We start from the raw sequence: 22,028 nt of genomic DNA on the forward strand, positions 1-22,028 counted from the left end.
GCGCATAACGTTAATAGATATTGGTTATATATTTTAAGACTAAAAATATATACACATGCTGCAATGTTACCTTGTAACATTGCAGGTGTTCAAGTGGTATTTTAAAGTGCCTGCATTTAGCGCACAAGAGCATAGCGTAAAATTTTAGCAACGCCTTACTTTTATTTTGATAATTAGTAGTTATTCACATTCAATCTTTGCGCGCAGGAAAGTGATTTTACAATCTATCTATCTGATAAAGAATGTTTTTTTGATTTTATATAACCATTAATTGACGGAATTACTGCAACAAGTGCAGATGTTACAAGCATTGTTATTATTAACATGAGCGTATTAGGTGTAAATATATTCATACTGATTTGCAGGCTAAAATAAGATGCTAAATAATCTTGCGTTAAAGATAAACTGGCTAGCAGTATGGCTGTGCCTAACGCACAGCTTATCATGGCAATAAATAAAGCTTCGAGTTGAATTAACAAAAACAAAAATAAAGGAGGTGCGCCAATCACACGTAATAGCTGTATTTCTCTTGTTCGCTGTTTAATTGAAGCGAGCAACATGGCACTTACACCTAAGCTAGCTGAAATAAAGACTAAAATAGAAACTAAAAACAGTGTGCTTTCTAAAACCCCCATTATCTGCCAAAGCTCTGACAATGCGATACCGGGTAATATGGCTAATAGGGGCTCTTGTTTATCATTATTAATGTCGCGCTGTACTTTAAATGTCGACATTTTTGAGTTAAGAGCCAACATAAAAGCAGTAATGCTTTTTGGGGTTAAATGAGAGGCTACTTGTGTGGTTAAATCAGCTTCTTTGTGGTGATTATGCATTTTACTGGCATCAATTTGATGAGAATAAGGATTGTTTTTACCAGTATAATGTATTGCTTCTATTCCTTGTAAGCTAACATGTAACGTATGATCTACAGGTGTACCGGTTGGAGCTAAAACCCCTACAACGGTAAATGGTTTCTCAGCATGTAAGCTAAAACTGTTTTTGCCTATACCATGAGCTAATACAAGCTTATCATCTAGCTGGTAACCTAATTTAGCGGCCACTTGATAGCCCAAAACCACATCAAATACATTACTAAAAGCTTGCCCTTGCTTAAATAATAGCTTGTGTTTTTTGCCGTAGCTAAAGTGTTGAAAATAGGCAGGGATGGTACCTAGTACTCTAAAGCCCTTGTGAGAATCGCCTAGCGAAATGGGAACCGCCCATTTTACTTGAGGGTTACTCGCCACTTTTTCGAATGACTGCCAGCTTATATTATTGCTTGCACTGCCAATTTTAAACACTGAATACAGTAATAAATTTAAGCTGCTAGTTCGTGCCCCCACTATTATATCAACCCCAGAAACGGTATTAGCAAAGCTCTCTTTTGTTTGATGTCGAATATGCTCAACACCGAGTAAAACAAAAACACTGACGGTCATCGCGATAATTGATAAAACAATGGAGTCTTTGCGATCATGTAGGCTTTTCAGGGCAAGTTTAATTAGCATGTAGATTTCCTGCATGATTAATATCGCTTAATAATTCAATACGGGAAAAATAGTGTGATAACGAGACATCATGACTCACAAATAATAATGTTATTTCATGTTTATTAACAAGTGCCATTAAAAGCTTCATAAAAGCATCGCTATTTTCTTGGTCGAGTGATGAAGTCGGTTCATCGGCAATAATTAATGTCGGTTTATTGATGAGCGCACGTGCAATAGCAATACGCTGTTGCTGACCAATACTTAGTGTACGTACCGGCTTTTTCCAATCTTTTTCTGGTATGTTTAAGCTTTGAAGTAATGTTTTAATTTCTTTGCTAAGTGAAGATTGTGATACTGCCTTTGAAAAATAGTTTGCCAGTTGAATGTTATCGATGGCATCAAGGTACGGAATTAAATTAAACTGCTGAAAAACATAACCAATGTTGTTTGCTCTAAAAGTATCACGCTGCCGGTTGGTCATTTCATCAATACGTTGGTCGAGCACTTTAACATGACCACTATCAACCGAGAGTAAACCGTTTAAAATGTTTAATAACGTTGACTTACCGCTGCCTGATGAGCCGTGAATAAGCGTATGCTCACCGGCAGATAATGACCAAGATGGTATATCTATCACACAAGAGCTGGGTTGTTCAGCGTAGCTAAACTTAAGGTTAACGAGATCAATTATCATGACTGGCTTATAACTCAACATAAAGAAAAACTAATGTAATAGCTAAATGATACAGTGTATCATTTGGCTATTAAACACATTTTTAGCCGATGTTATATGAGTAAATTAAGTATCGTTATTATCACAAGCCTATTCTTACTAGCGTGTGAGCAATCTAAAAACAGTAATGCCTCTAACCAGGCCGGCGTAGCCGCAGAAAATAAAAAGCCAACGACTGTTACAGCGCCGTTGAATGAGCCTAGCGAGCAAACTAGGATAGAAAAGCCAAATATACCTGCATCTGCTTTTATGAAAGCTGATTGGCTCGATTTATTACCCGAAGATGATTTAAATGCACTGTTAAACCCGCCAAGTTATCTTGATGATATCGTTGATGGCTCTGCTGAAGATCAATTGAGTAACCCATTAAAAAATGAACTAACCAATGGCGAAGATGATCGTTATCAACAAGCGTTAGCATCAATTAATGTTAAGGCTATTGTTGATAATGCTCCAATCAAAATCCCGGCGTTTATTGTGCCACTTGAGTTTGATGATGAGCAAAACGTAACACAATTTTTTATGGTGCCATTTTTTGGTGCATGTCTTCATTTACCGCCGCCACCGCCTAATCAAACAATTTTTGTGAATTACCCACAAGGGCTTAAGCTTGAATCACTTTACGATGCGTATTGGATCTCAGGTGTTATAAAAACATCGCTAGTTGAAAACGATACTGCTACCGCTGCTTACTCAATGGAAATGCATGCATTTGAACTTTATACCGAAGAGCCGTGATTAAATTGATTTAGTAAACTTGGACTTAAGTTTAAGTTTAAGTTTAAGTTTAAGTGAAAGTTTAAGTTTAAGTTAAAGTTAATGAATCAGTGTGCAAAAAATTAGTTGGGGCTTTTGTTAATGCAGGCCATGAGCTGCGTTTCAATAGCGTCATCTAGCTGCTTAGCTATTATTTCTATACGACTTTCCTTAGCAATCTCAAGCGCTGTTTCTGTTACGCCATCAGCGGTAAAGTTATAGCCAAATATACCCTGTTCGGTGATAAACACGGCTTTTATGCGCTCGGCGTTGATATTGCTGAGAAAACGTTGCAGTTTAGCGTAATTGAATGTTTTTTCTTCAGCAAACCGCCAACCAACACTGGCAAAACCTGCCCCGGTATTGATTGCCTTAATATATCCGCATTCAGGTATCACTAAATCAGCTGTCATGACTTTTTTAGTTGTGTGGTGGTGCGACGATGAGGATAAGCCCAATGTCGTCGTGCCAGCTAAAAGTGAAAGTGCAATATCGCCTTGCTGAGCGTAATGTACATCGGCATTGGCTTGGCCATGTGCCTTTATATAATCCATTAACCTTGTTTTATCTTCATTCTGATATAAATCTACTTTATTGCCAATAATGGTGTCAGCAATCGCTATTTGCTGATTAAAAATATCATGACTTGTGTATCGGGTGTTGGTTAAGTTCCGGGCATCAACTAAGGTGATGGTTTTTTGTAATAAAAGTGCCTCTTGATAATGTTTATCCGACAGTGCCTTAACAATCTCTTTAGGGTGTCCAAGCCCAGTTGGTTCTATTAATAAACGGTCGGGCTTTGCCTGTAACAGCAGTTGGTTAAGGGCTATTTGCATAGGTACACCTGCGGCGCAGCACATACAACCACCGGGAACTTCGCGTATAAAAGCACCTTGTTTTTCTGCGTGTTGACCGGATAATAAGCTGCCATCAACACCTATCTCACCGAATTCATTCACTAAAATAGCCCAACGCTCATTTGAAGGTTTTTGTGTTAACAATTGCAGAATTGCTGATGTTTTACCTACACCTAAAAAACCGGTAATAATATTGGTCGGAACTGCGGTGATTTTCATCGACTTCATTTAACCTCTTTAACGTTATATTCTAGCCGCAACACTTTTTAAACTTGCGGCCACTATCACAGGGGCAAGGGTCATTACGACCTACTTTGGGCTGTTCATGCACTATTGGGCTTTGCGGTGCACAACAGCTTGCTTGGCTGCAACAGCTTTCATTATCTACCATTGGCTGGTTAATACTATCTTGATTATTGTTTTCCATGATTAAACCTTTTCAAATAAATGTTGACTCTGGCATTTGTGAAGAATGATGTTTTATAATTTTCCAAGATTTACCATTCCACTGATAAACAAAGGTAAATCGCGCTTGTACTTTTGAACCGTCTTTAAAAGAAAACGTATAGAGGCCCGAGTTCATTGCGATATCATTGAAAATAGAAATGTTAGTTTCATCTAATTCACCAACAGGCTCTCTGGTTAAGAAGTCAGTAAAGTACTTTTCCATTTCTTCATGATTATGACAGACGTTATTGGATATTGTTGGCAGCAGCACCGCGTTATGCGCATACAATTCAATTACGCGCCTTGGCTCTTTTGTTTTTATTGCGTTATTCCAGTGTTCAAATAACGCTAATATTTCACGTTTATCCATTTTTACTTAAAGGTTATGTTTTTATTATTAACATTTAGGGTTGAAGCGCCTTGTTTTGATTCGGTAAGCCACATGGCTTTTATTTGTTCAATGCCTGAAAAAAGATCAAATAGCTTAATTTTAATAGCTGATAACGTCGATGACTTTTTACAACGGTAATGATACTTAGCAATCACTTCTCTATGCCCAGCGCTTTCACTTATTTTTTGTTCATGATGGTGATCATCACGATGATTATGTGAATCCATATGTTGATCACTTTTTTCTTGCTGAGTTTGAATGACACTTGATAAATCAATGAACTGATTGACTAATACGCAGTCGCCACCAGAAAATGAAAATACATCATGGTGATTAGCCAAAAGTAATTCGGCTTGATTGATGGCCGCTTTATCTGTTCTAGTTATCGCACTATGTTCAAAACCAAGTAGGTTCATGGCGGGCGATCTCAGCTCAATTTCAAGCTGTTGTTTTTCTAATGCTATGGTCAACTCAGATACGCCATGCACATGCGCATTAAACGTTACCTTATCCTCGGCAAAACTGTGCAGGTGGGCTAACAATGCAACTAGCATTGTGTATATTGGTATAAAACTGTATTGACTAAGGTTCATGCGCTATGCCGTATTTAATCAGAGAGAAAATCAAGCGTTAATAAAAGCCTACGTTCACCTTCAGCTACCGGCGGTGAACGATGTACAAGCCCCGCGCCGTTGTTGTTATACCAACCTTCACCTTTTAGCAGTGCAACATCACCTTTTTTTAGTCGATTAATATCACTGAGACTATTAAAAAGTCCTGATTGTTCATCTGGCTTACCTTGGTTGCCAGCACCTAGTTTGCCTCTATCGATTACATCATGAAGAAGCCAGTCAGTTGCAACTCCATGATATGTCGTGATTAAACGACAGGGGATTTTATCTACATGAAAGCGAGGACACATAGCACGTTCAAGTATAGAAATTCTTAGCCCTACGCCTTTTATGTCGAACAAGCAGCAAAACATATCAACCAGTAGGGTTATATCATCCCTTAGCGCTTGCGCTATTTCGGTAACGCCAAAAGCTTCTATTAGAGCATCTTGAGTGTTTTCTGGTGTTACTGCCAATACAGTTGCTTTTGTTTTATTACGCTTTAAAAAGTCGTCAACGGCTAGGGTTAGCTCTTGGGAAAGATCACGTTGCCATGTCGCAATATTGGTGTTTTCTTGGTAAATATTGGTAAATACGTTAGGCGTATTGCCTTGTACTGAGCGCTCAACATGTGTTTCTGAGTAACTCTTTTCTTTGATCATCGCTGCACTACTCATGTTTCTTCTCCCCAGACTGGAAATGGGTCATTTAATGTGACCCAATACTTTTGCCCTTGTAGTAATTCATTTTCAGTTAGTAAGCATTGATCTAATGCTAACGTCATTTTCTTTTGATCAAGTTTCTGGCCTATAAACACCAGTTCTTGGCGCATATCACCAAAGGGTTCAACCCATTGCTTTTGAATCGCATCAAGTGAACCTTCATCGGTGGGCCAGTCTTTCTTCGGAATAGCTTTCCAAAACATGCCTGCAAAGCCGTAATGTGCTATACCGCCAGCTTGGCTCCATTGGCCACAAAACTGTGGTCGGGACGCAAGCCAAAAGTAACCTTTAGAGCGAATAAGTTTGCCGAATTGTTCGGTGTTGTGCAGGAAATGATAAAATTTTTCAGGGTTGAATGGTCTGCGTGCAATATAGTTAAAACTACCAATACCGTACTCTTCTGTTTCCGGAACGTGCTCTCCACGCATTTCTTTGAGCCAGCCAGGGGCTTTTTCCGCTTGTTCAAAATCAAAAAGCTTAGTGTTTAATACTTCATTAATATCAATTTTTCCTGATGATATTGGAATGATTTTAGCACGAGTATTAAGCACCTTGAGTATAGCGACAAGGCGTTCAATATCAGCTGTATTCACTAAATCTGTTTTGCTAATGAGCAGTACATCTGCAAATTCAACTTGATCAATTAATAAGTCGGCTACGCTTCGTTCGTCTTCTTCGCCAAGTGATTCTCCAGCATCTTGTAAGTACTTCGCTTCGTCGAAATCTTTTAAGAAATTCACTGCATCAACAACGGTAACCATAGTATCTAAGGTAGCAACGTCAGATAACGAAATGCCATCTTCGTCGGCAAAGGTAAAAGTTTCAGCAACAGGTAGTGGCTCTGAAATGCCTGTTGATTCAATAACAAGATTATCAAACCTGCCTTCTTTCGCGAGTTTTTCAACCTCCAACAGCAAGTCTTCACGCAACGTACAACAAATACAGCCGTTACTCATTTCTACCAGCTTCTCGTCACTGCGATTAAGTGAAACCTCATTTTTTACGAAGGCTGCATCAATGTTTATTTCGCTCATATCGTTAACAATAACGGCAACCTTCTTGCCTTGACGGTTGTTGAGAATATGACTGAGCACGGTGGTTTTTCCCGCACCAAGAAAACCGGATAGCACGGTTACAGGTAATTTTTGTTCAATCACGTTACTAATATCTCTAATTTATGATGGTTAGATATGTTACAACGTATCATTTTGTTTTGGTAGTTTATTCTTGCAAATAGTGAAGCCCTTAATAAAACATGCGTTCAGGCAAGGTAGTGTCATCGCTAAAAGTCAGTTTATCCTGAGCACAAATAGCTTCAGCTATCTAACGCTTTATTAAAGAGATCTGCTTTGATAGGTTATTTGTATTTCAGAGGGAAGGTATATTTATTCTTTATTCAGGCGTAAGTTTGAATGTTTATAACGTTTTAAAGGCTGGTATATCAGCATGTAAATCTGTGAGTGATGAGCTTAGCTTAGGTTGGCTTAGCTTAGCTTAGTGAGGATTCGATTAATGATTCAATGTATAAAAGGTACTGCACTGCTGTGCGAATACCTTTTATGAGAATAACAGAGAGTAATCAATTATAAATTGCCAAATTTACCGTTGGCATTTTTCCATTGTTCTTTTGGCGTAATGGTTTCCAATATATCCCAATGCTCAACAATTTTTCCATTTTCAACACGAAATAGATCATAGAATGAGGTTGGCTTTTCGGCAAATGTACCTTCACTAATACTTAAAACAAAATTACCTTCCCCAAGAATTTTATGATTAGTGGTATAAACCATTTTAATGCCTTGTTTTGCCATGGCTTCAAACGCTTGCCCTAAGCCTGATAAACCATCTGCAATCATAGTATTGTGCTGATAATAGGTATCACCATCAAAAAATGAACTTAACTTATCCATTTGACCTTTCACTAAAATGGTATCAACAAAATCAGCCACTATCGCTTTGTTCTCAGCTGTTTTATCTAAATTTTTACTCTGGACTTGACCATCAAGTTGAGTACGGCCGCTTGGGTTTGCTGTGCTTGCTTTTGTATCAAGGTTATCCCAGTGCTCGACAATTAAGCCATTTTCAAACTTGAATATATCAAAACCAACTTTAGGGCCAAAAAACTCATAATCAGTGTGTGTGAAAACGTAATCGCCATCACTAAATGCACGAATCACATTCACCTTGGCACTATTTTTAGGTAAAGCCTGTAAAAGAGCACCAAATCCCGCTAGTCCATCTTCCACCGCTAGGTTGTGCTGAGTGTAGTGTGCAGGGTTAACATAGCTAATCGCTGTTTGGTCGCCTGTTTCAATGCTGTTTAGTAACGCAACCGCTTTGTCTTTATTTGATTTGTTCATTTCACTCTCCGCATTCATTGCTGTTGAACTGCAAGCTGTTAGGGTTAAAACCCCAGCTAACATAGTAGCTAAAAGATTTGTTTTCATAATATTCACCTTAAAAATTTGATGGATACATTATGTATTTATGTCTAATAAGTGTTCAGGTGAATGAGCGCGTAAAAATGGTAAATAGCTAACCTTTGTTGTATTTTTTAAATTGCGAAGGAGTCATCAGGGTATTTTTTTTGAAGTACTTGACGAAATTAGTCACTTCGTCAAAACCTAAATCATCAGCAAGTTGCTGAATACGAATCCCTTCAATAGCTAGCTTTCGCTTAGCTTCTAAAATGGTGTGAGCATCAATTAATTGTTTTGTGGTTTGTTTACTCGCGAGCTTACATATTTGGTTAAGCGACTTATAAGTCATATTCAACATACCCGCGTATGTTATGGCGTCGCGCGTTGTAGTAAAGTTTTGTTCTAGTAATTGAATAAACTGATTAAATTTTTTTGCTCGCGGTTCACTTAGATTAAGCTCATAAGATTTTGGCCGTGCATTGACAAGCTTAGTGAGAGAGGCAGAAAAAAGCAGATGAATAAAAGCTAGGTTAGATGACTCTAATAAGAGCTCTTTTTCTATTTCTGTTAACAATGTACTGAACGTTATTATCAAATTATCTGCCAAGGTAAATGAAGGGCTGTAAGATACTAATAAATGGTTAGGAGAAAATACCGTTCTTTTCATTGCTGACGAAATACTATCAAGAAATTCATCAGTAAAAACAATTAACTTTCCTTGTGGTTTATTGATTAAATCAAAAGCATGAATTTGATTTTTTTTAACGAATACTACACTCCCCGGCTGAATAGTATAAGTTATAAAGTCAATAAAATGTGTGCCATGCCCTTGGGTGATATACAACAAACTGTGAAACTGTATACGGTGAGGTTTTGTCGAAAAACTTATTTCCTCATTATCTAAACGGTTATATATATCAGATAACTCAATTATTTCTATACCAATATTTTTATGATTTTTCGGGCTAAATTTAATGTCTGGGATTTTCATAAATAGACTTGTATGAATAATTTTTATTAAAATTATTTTTTTAATGATATCTGTAAATTAACCGAGTTGAAGGTGTATTGCATCAAATAATATCAGGGTTTACCAAGCGATTTCTGTCATGGTAAGGCTAATTTCAGCGTGTTATATATTATTATCGCATTGTTAATGCTGTGTTTTTTTACATTATGGATTTGCATCGCCTAGTTAATTTCAAATAGCCTTGCTTGCGTTAGACGATACTTTATGGCGATGACAAGAAAAGCAGCAAGGAAATTCTTGTCTAACCATGGTTATAGAACAGTATTATTTATAATCGTTTGTGATTTTGTTGCATGTTTAAAGCCCTAGCTCCGATAATTCAGGGTGATCATCAGGGCGGCGACCTTGTGGCCAGTGAAACTTTCGCTCTGATGCTTTGATCGGTAGGTCGTTAATACTGGCATATCTGTTTTGCATTAGGCCATTGTTGTCAAACTCCCAGTTTTCGTTGCCGTAGGAGCGAAACCAGTCGCCATTTTTATCTTGCCATTCGTAGGCATATCGCACGGCAATGCGGTTGTCAGTGAAGGCCCATAACTCTTTGATTAAGCGATACTCTAATTCCTTTTGCCACTTTGCCTTTAGGAAATTCTCTGCTTCTTGGCGACCGTTAACAAAGCTGGAACGATTTCGCCATTGAGTATCAAGTGTATAAGCCATTGCTACTTTTTCGGCATTGCGGCTGTTCCATCCGTCTTCAGCTAAACGCACTTTTTGACGTGCGGTTGCTTCATTAAACGGGGGTAGTGGTGGTCTAGTTGACATAATAATTTCCTCAATGGTCGTTAGTAAATAAGTTAGTAAGTGAGTGTTTATAAATCTAAAATAATAGTGCTAGTACCTTTTGCTGGGACTGCACAGCAGATAAGTACTTCGTTTTCTGCGATTTCTACGCTTGGTTGAATTCTATAAGTAACCTTACCTGCGTGTAGTTTTATCGCACAAGAACCACAGTTGCCGCTTCTGCAGCTATAGGCTGGCGAAAGCCCTTGTTTTTCGGCGACTACTAAGAGTGTTTCATCGCCTTTATGCCATTGTTGTGTGATTTTTGAGTGGCGAAACTCTAGTGTGGTGCTATCGGCTTCTTTCGCTATGTCACTTTCATGGGTTAAGCGGCGTAAAACGGCTGGCCCAAATGTTTCTGCGAAAATTTGTTCATCGGCAACACCGAGTTCAAGCAAAAGATCATACATTGCTTGCATAAATGCTTTAGGTCCACATAGAAAGTAATCACTTGTTTGAAGTGTATTAAGGTCTGTGCTGTTTTCTACTAAAACCTGTTTAGCTATTCTTTTACCTGCAAGCGGGTAGTAAGCAATGCTGTTATCAGTGGCTGAGGCTAGTTTTGTAAAGTCATCATAAAAAGCCAGTTGCTCTCTTGTTTGCGCCGAATGAAAAATACTGAGGGGTCTTATATGGCGCATTCTAATGCCTTCGATATACGTTTGTAACGCCATTGATATCATAGGTGTTATGCCTACTCCTCCTGCTAATAGTACGGCAGGGCGTTTGGAAGAAGTGTCTAGCCAAAAATTTCCTTGGGGTAGCTTTGCGTCAATCAGTGCACCAATGGTTAGGTTTTGATGTAAATGTGAAGACGCCACACCATGTAATTCACGCTTAACCGAAATGCGATAAAACGCATCATGAGGCGAGCTAGACAAAGTATAGTTACGAATAACCCACTCTTTTTTATTCGGTATAGCTAAATCACTGGCTAAGCCAAGCGCTATGCGGATAGTTAAGTGTTGGCCTGCTTTAAAGGGCACAAGTTCACCTTTGTCGTGTTTTTCTAGATAAAAAGATCGTATGTCAGCCGTCTCATCAATCACCTTAATAACTTTAAATGAATGCCACTTATTTGATTGCTGCTGAGCAACTTCAAGTTGCTTGGCTTGCGCCCAACTTCCAGTTAACAGTGAATTAGGAGAATACTCAACAAGTCTAGCGCTAAAAGGTAAGGCATTTGTTAATTTTTGTCCTTGTTCAACTATAAATCGCCAACCGCGCTGTGCGCCCTTAAATGTGCTAATAGCGGGGGAGTTTTCGTTAATTATTTCCACGAGCCCAGATAGAAATAACAACTCACCCGTTTCGAAATTAGGAAAAAGTAAACCAGCTTTTGGGTTTAATAAAAAGTTTCCTAGGGTGTTAAATAGGTTGTTGCCTGCATAATCTGGAATGGTCAAGGTATTGCCCTCAACAGCAACAAAACCAGGTCGGCCGCCTCGATGCGATACGTCTACACCTTTTGTAATATCTGGATTATTCGTGTCGTTGTCATTAACATAACTAGCGACAAAAAAAGTATCTGACAGGGAAATAGCTTTTTTTGCTTTACTATCTAGTCGGGTAAACGTGGTTTTTATTGTTGGATCAACATTGTCAACTTGGCGAAAATCCCGGGTTTGAATGTACTGTGGACAATTGCCAAATGATTGATCAACCGTAAGGCTAAAACCTTTCTCAGTGATAGAGCTTATACGTGCATTTAAGCGATTTCGTCTGCGTGTTGGTATTTCAATGCCCAATAAGCCCAATGGCTGACCAAGCTTTAGTGAGCTTGATAAAGGATCGCCATTAACCGGTGTGGCATTAATATCTAAACTGGTTGGTGTTACTGAGTTCATGAAGCCAGGTAAGCCCGGTAAAATAGAAGCCCAAGGCCTGCCGGCTTCGTCGACGCTACCAACAACAACAAAAGGCAGTTTTGCAAAAAACTCGCGATGTTGCTCTGGTAAGTAAGAGCGGATTACCTTGCGGCCAATAGTTTCCATCGCCTCAGCTTTACCGACACGTTGTTGCATGATTTTTTCACCTTGATGAAAAGGTGATTTTTCTGATGCATTAGACATATTGACCTCAAATTTGGTTAATTATTCTTACATGATTAGTCTGATGAACTATTTAGCTATTTAGCTATTTAGCTATTGAGCAAGCAGGCCAGCTTCAGTTGTTGGCATGGCGACAAAGCCATCAAGCGCTTCAATATTCTTTAAAAGACGCTGAACATTTGGGTAAGGTGATAGCGAGACGTTGCCCTCTGGCGCATGGGCGGTGTAGCTATAAATGGCAATGTCTGCGATTGTTGGCGTGTTACCGACAAGAAACTCACGCCCTTGCATATGCATGTCTAATTTACTCAGGGCTTTTGCGGCAATCACCATGGTGTACTCAACATTAATTGGCGCATTAAATACAGTGATCAACCTCGCTGCCGCAGGTCCAAATGCAAGTTCACCAGCAGCGAGCGTAAGAAACTTTTGAATGTCAGCTTCAATGATTGGATCGTTAGGCAAAAAAGTGGGCGCATATTTTTTCGCTAGATAAACCAAAATAGCATTGGAGTCAGATATAACCAGGTCACCATCTTCAATAACCGGTACTTGGCCCAGTGGATTTAAGGCGAGAAAAGGTGCTTCTTTGTGCTCACCTGCAGGTAAGTTAACTATATTTACCTGGTGCTTAATACCTGCAATAGCTGCAAATAATACCACTCGGTGTGCGTGTCCTGATAATGGAAAGCTATGAATTTTTATAGTATTCGACATGAGTAAATCCTCGAAATGTTGTGGTTTTTAAGTATCTGTATATTTAATAAACTAGATAGTACTGCTTGGTAAGTTTGTAGACAATATGGTGTTTTATGGAATAACTATGTACATTGTGTACATAGTTGGTGAGAATGAGAAAGTAATATAATGGATACAGTTGATGGTATGCGCACTTTTGTAGCGGTAGCAAAGCAAGCGTCATTTACCGGTGGTGCTAAGTTAATAGGTATTAGTACTAAGTTGGCAAGTAAGTATATTGCTCAGCTAGAAACGCGACTCGATGCCCAGCTTTTTCATCGAACAACACGTAGCGTAACATTAACCGAAACCGGACGAGCTTATTTTGAAAAGTGCCAACCAGTACTTGAGCAATTTGACGAGCTTGAAGATGTTGTTCAACAAGAACAAGCTGAGTTAGCTGGCGTAATAAAAATAACGGCACCAACAGGCTTTGGTAGCACTAAGTTGGTGGAAGCACTGGCACCTTTTCAACAGCTACACCCTAAGGTGAGTATTGACCTGCGTTTGTCAGATCATAACGTCAGTATTGTTGAAGAGGGCATTGACCTTGCTATTCGCTTTGGCAATTTACAAGACTCGACTATGATTGCAAGAAAGCTAATGGATATGCGTATTGTGGTATTTGCTTCACCAGCTTATTTAACAAAATTTGGTGAGCCAAAGCACCCAAGTGCGTTATCGAGCCACAATTGTTTGTTACAACAATTTAGCGCTGAGCCTTATCATTGGCAATTTAAGTTTGGCGATGAAATGAAGTTATATCCGGTGACGGGCTCATACAGTGCTAATTCGCCACGAGCCGTAGCTCACATGGCCGCAGAAGGTCTTGGTATAGGTGCAGGACCCGCTTATGCAGTCGAGTCTTACTTAAAAGACGCTTCGTTAAGATTATTATTCGAAGATAACGAGGCACGTATTATACCTTTGCATGCGGTCTACCCTTCGGGCCGACATTTGGCGAAACGTATGCGAGCTTTGATTGATCACCTTGTAGTTATATTTAGTCAGTCTTCGCTTGCAGCTAAAGAAAACTGAGCGGTTGATTTAGCAAAAATTTCAGCAAAAAGTTAAATAAAAAAATACTAAGCTTCATTGTCTTATCAGCCAATTATCTTAGTGTTTCATTTATTATCAGTAGTTCTAGAATAGAGGTGATTTATTACTTTGTTTTTTTAGCCTGCGTAATAAAATCGTTTAAGTAGTCGATATGCTGCTCGTCTTTGCGAATTCCTACAAATATTTGTTTTTGAATACCTGCCTCCCCGAACCGCAGACTCTTGATAGGCATTGATTTTGAATACTCGTCTACTAGCCAACCTGGCAAGGCACAAACGCCTCGTCCTGCAGCCACCATTTGTAGCATGATCTCAGTAGTTTCTATGTACTTGTGTTTTTTTACTGAACATTTTGCAGGGTTTAGAAATTGACTAAAAATGTCTAGCCTTAGCGGCTCTACAGGATAACTAAACAGTACGTCGTTATTTAACTGCTCGGGTAATACAAAGCTTTGCTTTGCCAGTTCGTGAGAAGCAGAAACTACCAATCTATGCTCATAATCAAAAACCGGTATGTAGTCAATTTTAGGTTTAAACAGTGGATCAGGTGTAATAAGTACATCGATTTCGTAATTAAGCAAAGCACCTAAAGCACCGAATTGGAATTCTTGCTTCACGTCCATATCTATATCGGGCCATTGCTCTAAATAGGGTTGAATTACTCTCAATAGCCATTGATAACAAGGATGACATTCCATGCCAATGCGTAACGAACCCATTTCACCTTTGGCAATTTGGCTCAGTAATAATTCAGTATGTAAAAATTGAGGTAACACTCTATTTGCTAAGGTTTGAATGCGGGCGCCTGCAGCGGTAAGGCGTAGGTTTCTACCGTCTTTTGTCCATATTGGTGTAGCAATTTGGCCTTCAAGTTTTTTAATGCTATGACTTAATGCCGATTGAGATAAGTGTAAGGAGTCAGCTGCTTTAGTTAAGGTACCATGATCTTTTATCGCGGTTAGTATTTCTAAATGGATCCTCTCTAACACTTGTAAACTCCTATTTTTAAATGTTTTTTAGCTTTAATGATGAAGTACATTCATTGTTTGATGAGAGAATATCATTTTATCAATCATAAAAGTTTTTTTACAATCACAATTGGGATAAATAATGATAACTATTTGCGATGTAATCTTTTGCTAGATCATAAAGGATCAGGGATACTAACGCGTTAGTTTTACTTAAAAACCTAACATTTAAGGCTGCATTTTTTTACGAGCAAGGCCTATCCGCTTTTAGACATTAATTATAAGTAGTAGTTAAACATGATAATTGAATTTATAACGAATAATTTTCCAACTATTTTAGCCTTGGTTGCTACTGGTATGTTCGCTGGAATTTTAGCCGGTTTGTTAGGGGTAGGCGGCGGTATCGTGATTGTACCTGTGTTATTTTTCTTGTTCCAAAGTTTTGGCGTATCACCAGAGTCTGCCATGGTTATTGCAACAGCAACCTCATTGGCCACCATAGTGCCAACGTCTATTAGCTCTATTCGTTCACATCACCATAAAGGAAATGTTGATTTTAGCCTGCTTAAACGTTGGGCGGTATTTATTCTTGTCGGTGTGCTAGCGGGGAGTTGGTTGGTGACTCGGGTTGAAGGAACAATATTAACCTTATTGTTTGGCGTGATAGCGGTTTTATCTGCTTTAAATATGTTATTTAGAACAGGTAAGTCGGCGCTATATCAAAAGCTACCGGGTACAGCAGGACAAACAATAATGGGCACATCGATTGGCTTTTTCAGTTCTATGGTAGGTATTGGAGGCGGCACCATCTCAGTACCATTGCTTACGCTCTATAATTATCCTGCTCATAAGGCCGTTGGCACTGCGGCAGCAATAGGGTTAATTATTTCCTTGCCGGGCGCATTAACAATGCTAGTGTTAGGTACTACACCTATTGATGCCCCAGCAGGTACGTTTGGCTTGGTAAACTTAGCGAGTTTTATTTGTATTGTGCCACTAACGGTTTTATTTGCTCCTGTCGGGGCTTCATTAGCAGCCAAGCTAGACGCCGTAAAACTGAAAAAAGTCTTTGCCTTCGTACTACTTTTTACCGGCATACGCATGCTAGCACAGCTATTCCTGTAAAACTCTCGCTTCTTAGCTCTTAACTGAAAGCTATTAGCTCTTAACTAAAAGCTATTAGCTCTTAACTAAAAGCTATTAGCTTTTAACTGATAGCTGATAGCTTTATACTTTCTCAATTTCATTTCGAATAATTGCCGCGCCTGCACTTAACGCATATAACTTCCCTCTTGCTACCTCGCGAGACAAAGGCGCCATGCCGCAATTAGTGCAAGGATAGAGTTTATCTGCATCGACATACTTAAGCGCTTCTCTTAAGGTTTTGGCAACTTCCTCTGGCGTTTCAATGGTGTTACTTGCGACATCAATAGCGCCCACCATTACTTTTTTACCGCGAATAAGCTCCAGTAAGTCCATAGGTACATGAGAGTTATGACACTCTAGCGAGATAATATCGATTGAAGATTTTTGCAGTTTAGGAAAGGCTTGTTCATATTGTCGCCACTGTGATCCTAAGGTTTTTTTCCAATCTGTGTTGGCTTTTATGCCATATCCATAGCAAATATGTACGGCAGTTTCACACGAAAGCCCTTCAATTGCCCGCTCTAAACAAGCAATGCCCCAATCATTCACTTCATCAAAAAACACATTAAATGCAGGCTCATCAAACTGAATAATATCAACACCTGCAGCCTCTAATTCTTTAGCTTCTTGATTCAGTATTTTCGCAAACTCCCATGCCAGTTTTTCACGACTTTGGTAATGGTCGTCATGCAAGGTATCTACCATTGTCATTGGGCCGGGCAAAGCCCATTTAATAGGTTTGTTTGTTTGCTGGCGTAAAAGTTTGGCGTCTTCAACAAACACAGACTTTGGACGAGAAACCGGGCCAACTACGGTAGGTACACTAGCCTCATAACGATCACGAATTTTAACGGTTTTACGGTGCTCAAAATCAACGCCGGTTAAGTGTTCAATAAAGGTAGTAACAAAGTGCTGGCGGGTTTGTTCGCCATCACTAACAATATCAATGCCGGCTTGTTGTTGCTCTTGCAATGAAACACGTAGCGCATCGTATTTACCAGCAATGAGTTCATCGCCTTGTAGCTTCCAAGGTGACCATAACGCTTCAGGTTCTGCAAGCCATGAGGGCTTGGGTAAACTGCCTGCTGTTGATGTAGGGAGTATTATTTTTTCTTTCAGCGCTTTGTTAGTAAGTTCGTTGTTAAGTGTTTTTTTAATTTGCGTATTCATAATAAGTGCCACGGTACCTTTTTCTTATTCAAATATATTAATTAAAGTGCGTAATTTTCCGACCATTGATTGAGCACTTTCTGGTAAGGTTTGATAAAGTTTTCTTCAGCAAACTTGCCTTGTTTTATCGCCAATTTACTGCGTTCTTCTTTGTCATAAAAAATTTTCGTTAATGAATGATCTTGGTTCTTTAAATTGGGTTGATATACATTGCCTGCCACAGCATTTGCGTTATAAATTTCAGGTCGATAAATCTTTTGAAATGTTTCCATGGTGCTGATGGTGCTGATTAACTCAAGATTGCTGTAATCGTTAAGTAAGTCGCCAAAGAAAAAGAAAGCCAAAGGTGCAACGCTTTTGGGCGGCATAAAGTAACGAACTTGTAAGCCCATTTTTTTGAAATACTGCTCGGTTAAAGAAGATTCACTAGGCTGATATTCAACCCCCAATAAAGGATGCTGATTATCCGTTCTATGATAGGTTTTGTTATCTGAAACACTTAAACAAATAACCGGCGTTTTTTTAAAGTGCTGTTTATAGGTACTTGAATTTACAAAGTTCTTAAAAATTTTGCCGTGCAAATCGCCAAAGCGCTCAGGAATGCTAAATTGGGCTTGGCCTTTATTATGCTCAGACAACAACACACTAAAATCATAATCTCGTACATAAGAAGAGAAATTATTACCTACAATCCCTTCAATACGCTCGCTAGTATGATGATCAACAACCGTGGTTTTTAATACTTCAATTGAAGGAAAAGCTTGTCCGGTGTCTTCAATATCGATATCAACAGAAATTATTTCTAGCTCGACAGAATAACGATCGCCTTTAGGGTTATCCCAATAAGCTAAAGCATTAAAGCTATTGTCGATCATCTTTAAGGTGTTGCGTAAATTCTGTTGTCGGCTATTTCCTCTAGCTAAATTAGCAAAGTTGGTGGTAATGCGCGTATTGTTTGACGGGTGATAGTTTTCATTCAGACCAATGCGCTTAATAGTAAATGTAAAATCTTTATTCATGAGAATCTGTTATCCAATTGCTGTCGTAAAACCTGAATTTATTTCATGCCCTTTTTTGAGCCGCTTCATTTGCTTTCTAACTTTCCTATTAGAAGTCTTTGCAGTTTGTTTGGTTTTTGCCAAAAGCGTAATTCAAAACCAACTGTAATAATGTCTAAAGTTAAAAGCAGAGTGTGTTTTATACGGGGTTCGTTACATGAATAAAATTGATTTTATTTCATTGTTACATGAGCTTTTCTCATAAATGGTGTTTTTTCATCAATTTAAATTAATTCTCGCGGTTATTTAAAGCCATACAAGTCCAAAGTTTTCAGGGGAGGTTATTGTTTTTAGGGCAAGTTATAAAAGTGGGTGAATGTAATAAATGACTTCAGTTACGCTTTCGAACGGATAAAAAATACCGTGATGCTTTGTTATTTTCTCAAGAGAAAGAGTGAAAATATAGATAACCTGAACTCTGGATAAGCAGCACTTGCTCAATGCTCCCTTTTAAGCCATTTTCTGCGTTAAAACGTCGATAAATAGCGCGCTATTCATAAACGTTTTGCCTTGGAAATGGCATAAAATGAAGCATTGATGATAGCTATTCGTGATGTTCACCTGGCTATAGCATTTACTTTATTACCTAAGCTTTTGGTTCACTTGAGTTTCAAGCACTCATTATCCAGAGTTCAGGTTAGATATTGAAAGCAGGACGTTTATCTAGGAAGGGAAAAGCTTGGCTATATGCTAAGTTTTTTAGGGCATGTTTTTGTTAATCGATGATGAAGAAATTGAAAGTTAGAAATTAAAAAGCAAAAAAGCTCATTTTACTGAGCTTTTTCATTTTGGGTTCGCGCTTTACACGCTACCCTTGCTGTACCTAGTATTAAAGTTAATACTATCGATTTTGTAGTCGATTATAATCAAAAAGCCCTGCTTTATAAGGGTACTTTTTCTTATTGTCTGCATGCACTGCGTCGCTATGTTGCCAAAAACTAGTATCAGTTCTGCGGATGGCATAATCGTCCATTAATGCTTGGTAATCAGCTTCTGTGTTTAATGCCATAACCGCTTTAACATAGCCGGTTAATTGAGACTCGCTAACATTAACGAATACATCTGGGTAAGCACCCACCAAGCCACTCGTAACAGTAATGGTGTCTTGTTCAGGTAAGCGGTTCTCATCTTCACTTAATAAGCTGGTTATATTACTGTGAGCATTATTTCGCAGCACGCTGTAATAGTAGGTTTGATCACTGTTTTGCACAGACAAAAAGGTAATTTGTGGCATTAAGGTTATTGGGCCGCCCGTTATATTCTGTAATTTGTCTAACGCTTTTCTATGACTTCTCGGTGTACTTTTACTGACTAAATTATTATCTGTAACTAGCACAGGACTAACTTTTTGTTTTAGTAACTGATACAACTCTTGCTTATGATCTTTTGTTTGATAATTAATGCCAGAAGGTTGAGAGAACAATTTATGCGGTGTCATTAAGTATTCTTTTTGGCTATCTGATACACCTGAGTACCATTTTGTTAGCTCTGTTTTACGCGTTTCTGGTGGTAATAAAGCTAAAAAGTTAAATTCGCCCTCTATACGAAGAAAATCCATATATAAACGAGTATTTAATTGATGACCAATATTGCCATATACGTCAAAACCTGCAGCTAATAGATAATGAATACGCTCTAATAAGCCATAGTCAATTACCCAAGAGGTTTGTGGAGGACGACCGACTAAACCTTTAACCACAGTTGCTGAGTCAATATGGCGAAATATGGTTAAAGCCGCGTTTGTATTATCGCCGTCACCTGCCCATATTTGTTCAGTAGTAAGGTGTTCGCCATTAGGAAAAGCTTTGTTCATTTTAAGCGCTTTATCATGCATGAACTCACGTTGAAGCTTAGAATATTTAAGCCAATTGGTAATGATATAGGCATTGCTTTCTGCGGCTGATGGTAAGGCTAAATTATCTTGTTGATTATTATAAAATGAGGAGTGATCTTTGGCATTTTTTTCATTTGGATTAACAAAAAACACCCAAAAACGATCGTTAATAACATTCAACGCAACTTGCCCTCTACAAACGGGGCTTTTAATAAAGTTCATGATGGTGAACTCTGCTTCTTCTAGCAAAAACTTATAACGAGCGACAGTCGGTATTGCTTCAAAGGCTTTAAAAGGGTTTGAAGCCACTTCTGGTTTGTAAGAAGGTAAGGTCTTTACCTGGTAATTATCTTGATAAAATAATTGGTTAAACGTTGCTAAACGATCGTTATTCAATGCATAAGGCATATGGGTTTTTTCTAGTATAGTGCCTTGCTCGCGCCAAAATCGGTAATAAACTCTATCGACACCAGGGTCGTCATAAGGTCGACGGGTAGCAATAATATCAATAGGTTGCCCTGGAGGTGTTCGAGAGCGTACTACTTTGAAAAACTCGCCGGCAGGTAATTCAGAAAAATACATGTGCGCGATAAACCAATGCTCATATAAATAACGACTTACTAGCTTTTCTTTTAATGAGTCGCCATTTAAGTAGTTTTCCCATGTTGCTATTTGAGCGATGTAGTTATTTTCTAAAGGCTTTGGTGGTGCCATTTTTGCACCGTTACGTAACCATGTTTGTAAAATTTCATCTTCAGGTGCTGATAACGCAGGTAAACCAAAAGGCATGCCCCAATCGGGATAGTTTTGTGCATAGCTGTCCATTTCAACATCGGTAGGGCATTGTTGTTGTCTATCTAAGGCAAAGCTAAATTGCTTAGGTAATATTTTCCCCTTAGGGAGCGGATGCTGTTGTTTAAGTGAAAGTAATCTCGACATAACACTTGCTTGTTGATTAAATGCTGGCGATTGTTGACGTTCGTTTAGAACGCCATAAAAACCATTGTTACGCCACGCTTGTGTACTGTCATGATCTTCGAATAAGCGTTGTGGTGTTGCGGCGAGTAATCGCGTACCGTCATATACTAATGCTTTGTTTGCACCACGATCAATTCCTTGTGCAGACGATAACTTCAACTGGCATGGCGCATCATAACAACCATGACAAACCACACAGCGCTGTTCAATAATTGGCTGTACTTCATCATGATAAAACGTTGCTTGTGTTGAGTTATTATCTACCATTCGAGCTTGAGGCTCAGCTTTACCAAATAAATCATCAAATTGACTATTAGCGATCATGGCACAACCACCCAAAATAGCGATGAAGATTAAAAGCAGAAATGGCTTTGATTTGTGAGAAATATTCATATCGGCGTTAACACTTATAGGTTAATCAAACGTGACTTTAAAAGCTGCATATTATAAACGAAACATGGCGATCAAAGCTACTTAGCACTATGATGTGTTTGATGGCATGTCGACTATACATAACCTGAATTCTGGATAAGCAGCATTAATGATGTCTATTCATGATGTTCATCTTGTTATAGCATTTACCTTACTACCTAAGCTTTTGACTCACTTGAGTATCAAGCACTCATTATCCAGAGTTCAGGTTACATATGAAGGTTAATCCCCCAGTGCCAATAGCTTAATCCTTAGCTAGTAAAGCGTTTATTATCAATGTAGAGTTTCAGGCACCAAAGCCTTTAGTGGAGATGCCACTATAAAACCTTGGCAGTTTTGAGGTTATATTTAAAGA

The 22,028-nt window shown here is 38.7% G+C and carries 19 protein-coding genes and 1 pseudogene; 3 read left to right on the forward strand and 17 right to left on the reverse strand.

What is annotated here, in order from left to right:
• Window positions 1–224: 224 nt before the first annotated feature.
• On the reverse strand, window positions 225–1,508 hold the full coding sequence (locus tag B6A32_RS15925; protein ID WP_085305865.1) for an ABC transporter permease: 1,284 nt from the start codon (window positions 1,506–1,508) through the stop codon (window positions 225–227).
• Window positions 1,498–2,184, reverse strand: a complete 687-nt coding sequence (locus B6A32_RS15930) for an ABC transporter ATP-binding protein (protein WP_085305867.1) — start codon at window positions 2,182–2,184, stop codon at window positions 1,498–1,500. The genes B6A32_RS15925 and B6A32_RS15930 overlap by 11 nt, the downstream gene beginning before the upstream one ends.
• Window positions 2,185–2,280: 96 nt before the next feature.
• Between B6A32_RS15930 and B6A32_RS15935 the strand changes: the two genes are divergently transcribed.
• Window positions 2,281–2,961 (forward strand): DUF3299 domain-containing protein, encoded by a 681-nt coding sequence (locus B6A32_RS15935; RefSeq protein WP_085305869.1) that lies wholly within the window; start codon window positions 2,281–2,283, stop codon window positions 2,959–2,961.
• A 101-nt stretch (window positions 2,962–3,062) separates the two neighbouring features.
• Here B6A32_RS15935 and B6A32_RS15940 read toward each other — a convergent pair whose 3' ends face one another.
• The 11 genes and pseudogenes from B6A32_RS15940 to B6A32_RS15990 form a co-directional block, all read right to left on the reverse strand.
• Complete coding sequence (locus B6A32_RS15940) at window positions 3,063–4,064, reverse strand: CobW family GTP-binding protein (protein WP_085305871.1); 1,002 nt, start codon at window positions 4,062–4,064, stop codon at window positions 3,063–3,065.
• Between the two features lie 22 nt (window positions 4,065–4,086).
• Window positions 4,087–4,173 (reverse strand): annotated as a pseudogene (locus tag B6A32_RS19665) (SEC-C metal-binding domain-containing protein); the annotation flags it as partial.
• Between the two features lie 102 nt (window positions 4,174–4,275).
• The gene (locus B6A32_RS15950; protein ID WP_085305875.1) at window positions 4,276–4,653 is read right to left on the reverse strand and encodes an SgcJ/EcaC family oxidoreductase; all 378 of its coding nucleotides are present in this window, start codon (window positions 4,651–4,653) and stop codon (window positions 4,276–4,278) included.
• Window positions 4,654–4,655: 2 nt separating this feature from the next.
• Window positions 4,656–5,267, reverse strand: coding sequence for a DUF2796 domain-containing protein (locus tag B6A32_RS15955; protein WP_085305877.1), 612 nt, complete (start codon window positions 5,265–5,267; stop codon window positions 4,656–4,658).
• A 14-nt stretch (window positions 5,268–5,281) separates the two neighbouring features.
• Window positions 5,282–5,962 (reverse strand): DUF1826 domain-containing protein, encoded by a 681-nt coding sequence (locus B6A32_RS15960; RefSeq protein WP_101685975.1) that lies wholly within the window; start codon window positions 5,960–5,962, stop codon window positions 5,282–5,284.
• Window positions 5,959–7,161 carry a zinc metallochaperone GTPase ZigA gene (zigA, locus tag B6A32_RS15965; RefSeq protein ID WP_198946941.1) on the reverse strand — a complete coding sequence of 401 codons (1,203 nt, stop codon included), beginning with the start codon at window positions 7,159–7,161 and terminating at the stop codon, window positions 5,959–5,961. The genes B6A32_RS15960 and zigA overlap by 4 nt, the downstream gene beginning before the upstream one ends.
• 429 nt (window positions 7,162–7,590) lie before the next feature.
• The gene (locus tag B6A32_RS15970; RefSeq protein WP_085305883.1) at window positions 7,591–8,454 is read right to left on the reverse strand and encodes a nuclear transport factor 2 family protein; all 864 of its coding nucleotides are present in this window, start codon (window positions 8,452–8,454) and stop codon (window positions 7,591–7,593) included.
• Between the two features lie 88 nt (window positions 8,455–8,542).
• Window positions 8,543–9,418, reverse strand: coding sequence for an AraC family transcriptional regulator (locus B6A32_RS15975; RefSeq protein ID WP_085305885.1), 876 nt, complete (start codon window positions 9,416–9,418; stop codon window positions 8,543–8,545).
• 336 nt (window positions 9,419–9,754) lie between these two features.
• Window positions 9,755–10,222 carry a nuclear transport factor 2 family protein gene (locus tag B6A32_RS15980; RefSeq protein ID WP_085305887.1) on the reverse strand — a complete coding sequence of 156 codons (468 nt, stop codon included), beginning with the start codon at window positions 10,220–10,222 and terminating at the stop codon, window positions 9,755–9,757.
• Between the two features lie 47 nt (window positions 10,223–10,269).
• Window positions 10,270–12,312, reverse strand: a complete 2,043-nt coding sequence (locus B6A32_RS15985; protein WP_085305889.1) for a 2Fe-2S iron-sulfur cluster-binding protein — start codon at window positions 12,310–12,312, stop codon at window positions 10,270–10,272.
• Window positions 12,313–12,384: 72 nt separating this feature from the next.
• Entirely contained in the window at window positions 12,385–13,008 is a 624-nt protein-coding gene (locus tag B6A32_RS15990) for a glutathione S-transferase family protein (RefSeq protein ID WP_085305891.1), read from the reverse strand.
• A 150-nt stretch (window positions 13,009–13,158) separates the two neighbouring features.
• On the opposite strand from B6A32_RS15990, the gene B6A32_RS15995 reads away from it, so the two are divergent.
• Window positions 13,159–14,067, forward strand: coding sequence for a LysR family transcriptional regulator (locus B6A32_RS15995; RefSeq protein WP_085305894.1), 909 nt, complete (start codon window positions 13,159–13,161; stop codon window positions 14,065–14,067).
• Window positions 14,068–14,191: 124 nt separating this feature from the next.
• Here B6A32_RS15995 and B6A32_RS16000 read toward each other — a convergent pair whose 3' ends face one another.
• Window positions 14,192–15,076, reverse strand: coding sequence for a LysR family transcriptional regulator (locus B6A32_RS16000; RefSeq protein ID WP_085305896.1), 885 nt, complete (start codon window positions 15,074–15,076; stop codon window positions 14,192–14,194).
• A 276-nt stretch (window positions 15,077–15,352) separates the two neighbouring features.
• Between B6A32_RS16000 and B6A32_RS16005 the strand changes: the two genes are divergently transcribed.
• The gene (locus tag B6A32_RS16005) at window positions 15,353–16,180 is read left to right on the forward strand and encodes a sulfite exporter TauE/SafE family protein (RefSeq protein WP_085305898.1); all 828 of its coding nucleotides are present in this window, start codon (window positions 15,353–15,355) and stop codon (window positions 16,178–16,180) included.
• A gap of 102 nt (window positions 16,181–16,282) precedes the next feature.
• Here the strand turns inward: B6A32_RS16005 and B6A32_RS16010 are convergent, their stop codons facing one another.
• The 3 genes from B6A32_RS16010 to B6A32_RS16020 form a co-directional block, all read right to left on the reverse strand.
• Window positions 16,283–17,371 carry a methionine synthase gene (locus B6A32_RS16010; RefSeq protein ID WP_085305900.1) on the reverse strand — a complete coding sequence of 363 codons (1,089 nt, stop codon included), beginning with the start codon at window positions 17,369–17,371 and terminating at the stop codon, window positions 16,283–16,285.
• Window positions 17,372–17,412: 41 nt separating this feature from the next.
• A complete protein-coding gene (locus B6A32_RS16015; RefSeq protein WP_085305902.1) occupies window positions 17,413–18,390 on the reverse strand; it encodes a DUF1852 domain-containing protein in 978 nt (325 codons plus the stop codon).
• 880 nt (window positions 18,391–19,270) lie between these two features.
• Window positions 19,271–21,634: a fatty acid cis/trans isomerase gene (locus B6A32_RS16020; protein WP_085305904.1), complete on the reverse strand. Its 2,364-nt coding sequence runs from the start codon at window positions 21,632–21,634 to the stop codon at window positions 19,271–19,273.
• Window positions 21,635–22,028: the final 394 nt, after the last annotated feature.

This window comes from Colwellia polaris (assembly GCF_002104515.1).
GTDB lineage: Bacteria > Pseudomonadota > Gammaproteobacteria > Enterobacterales > Alteromonadaceae > Cognaticolwellia > Cognaticolwellia polaris.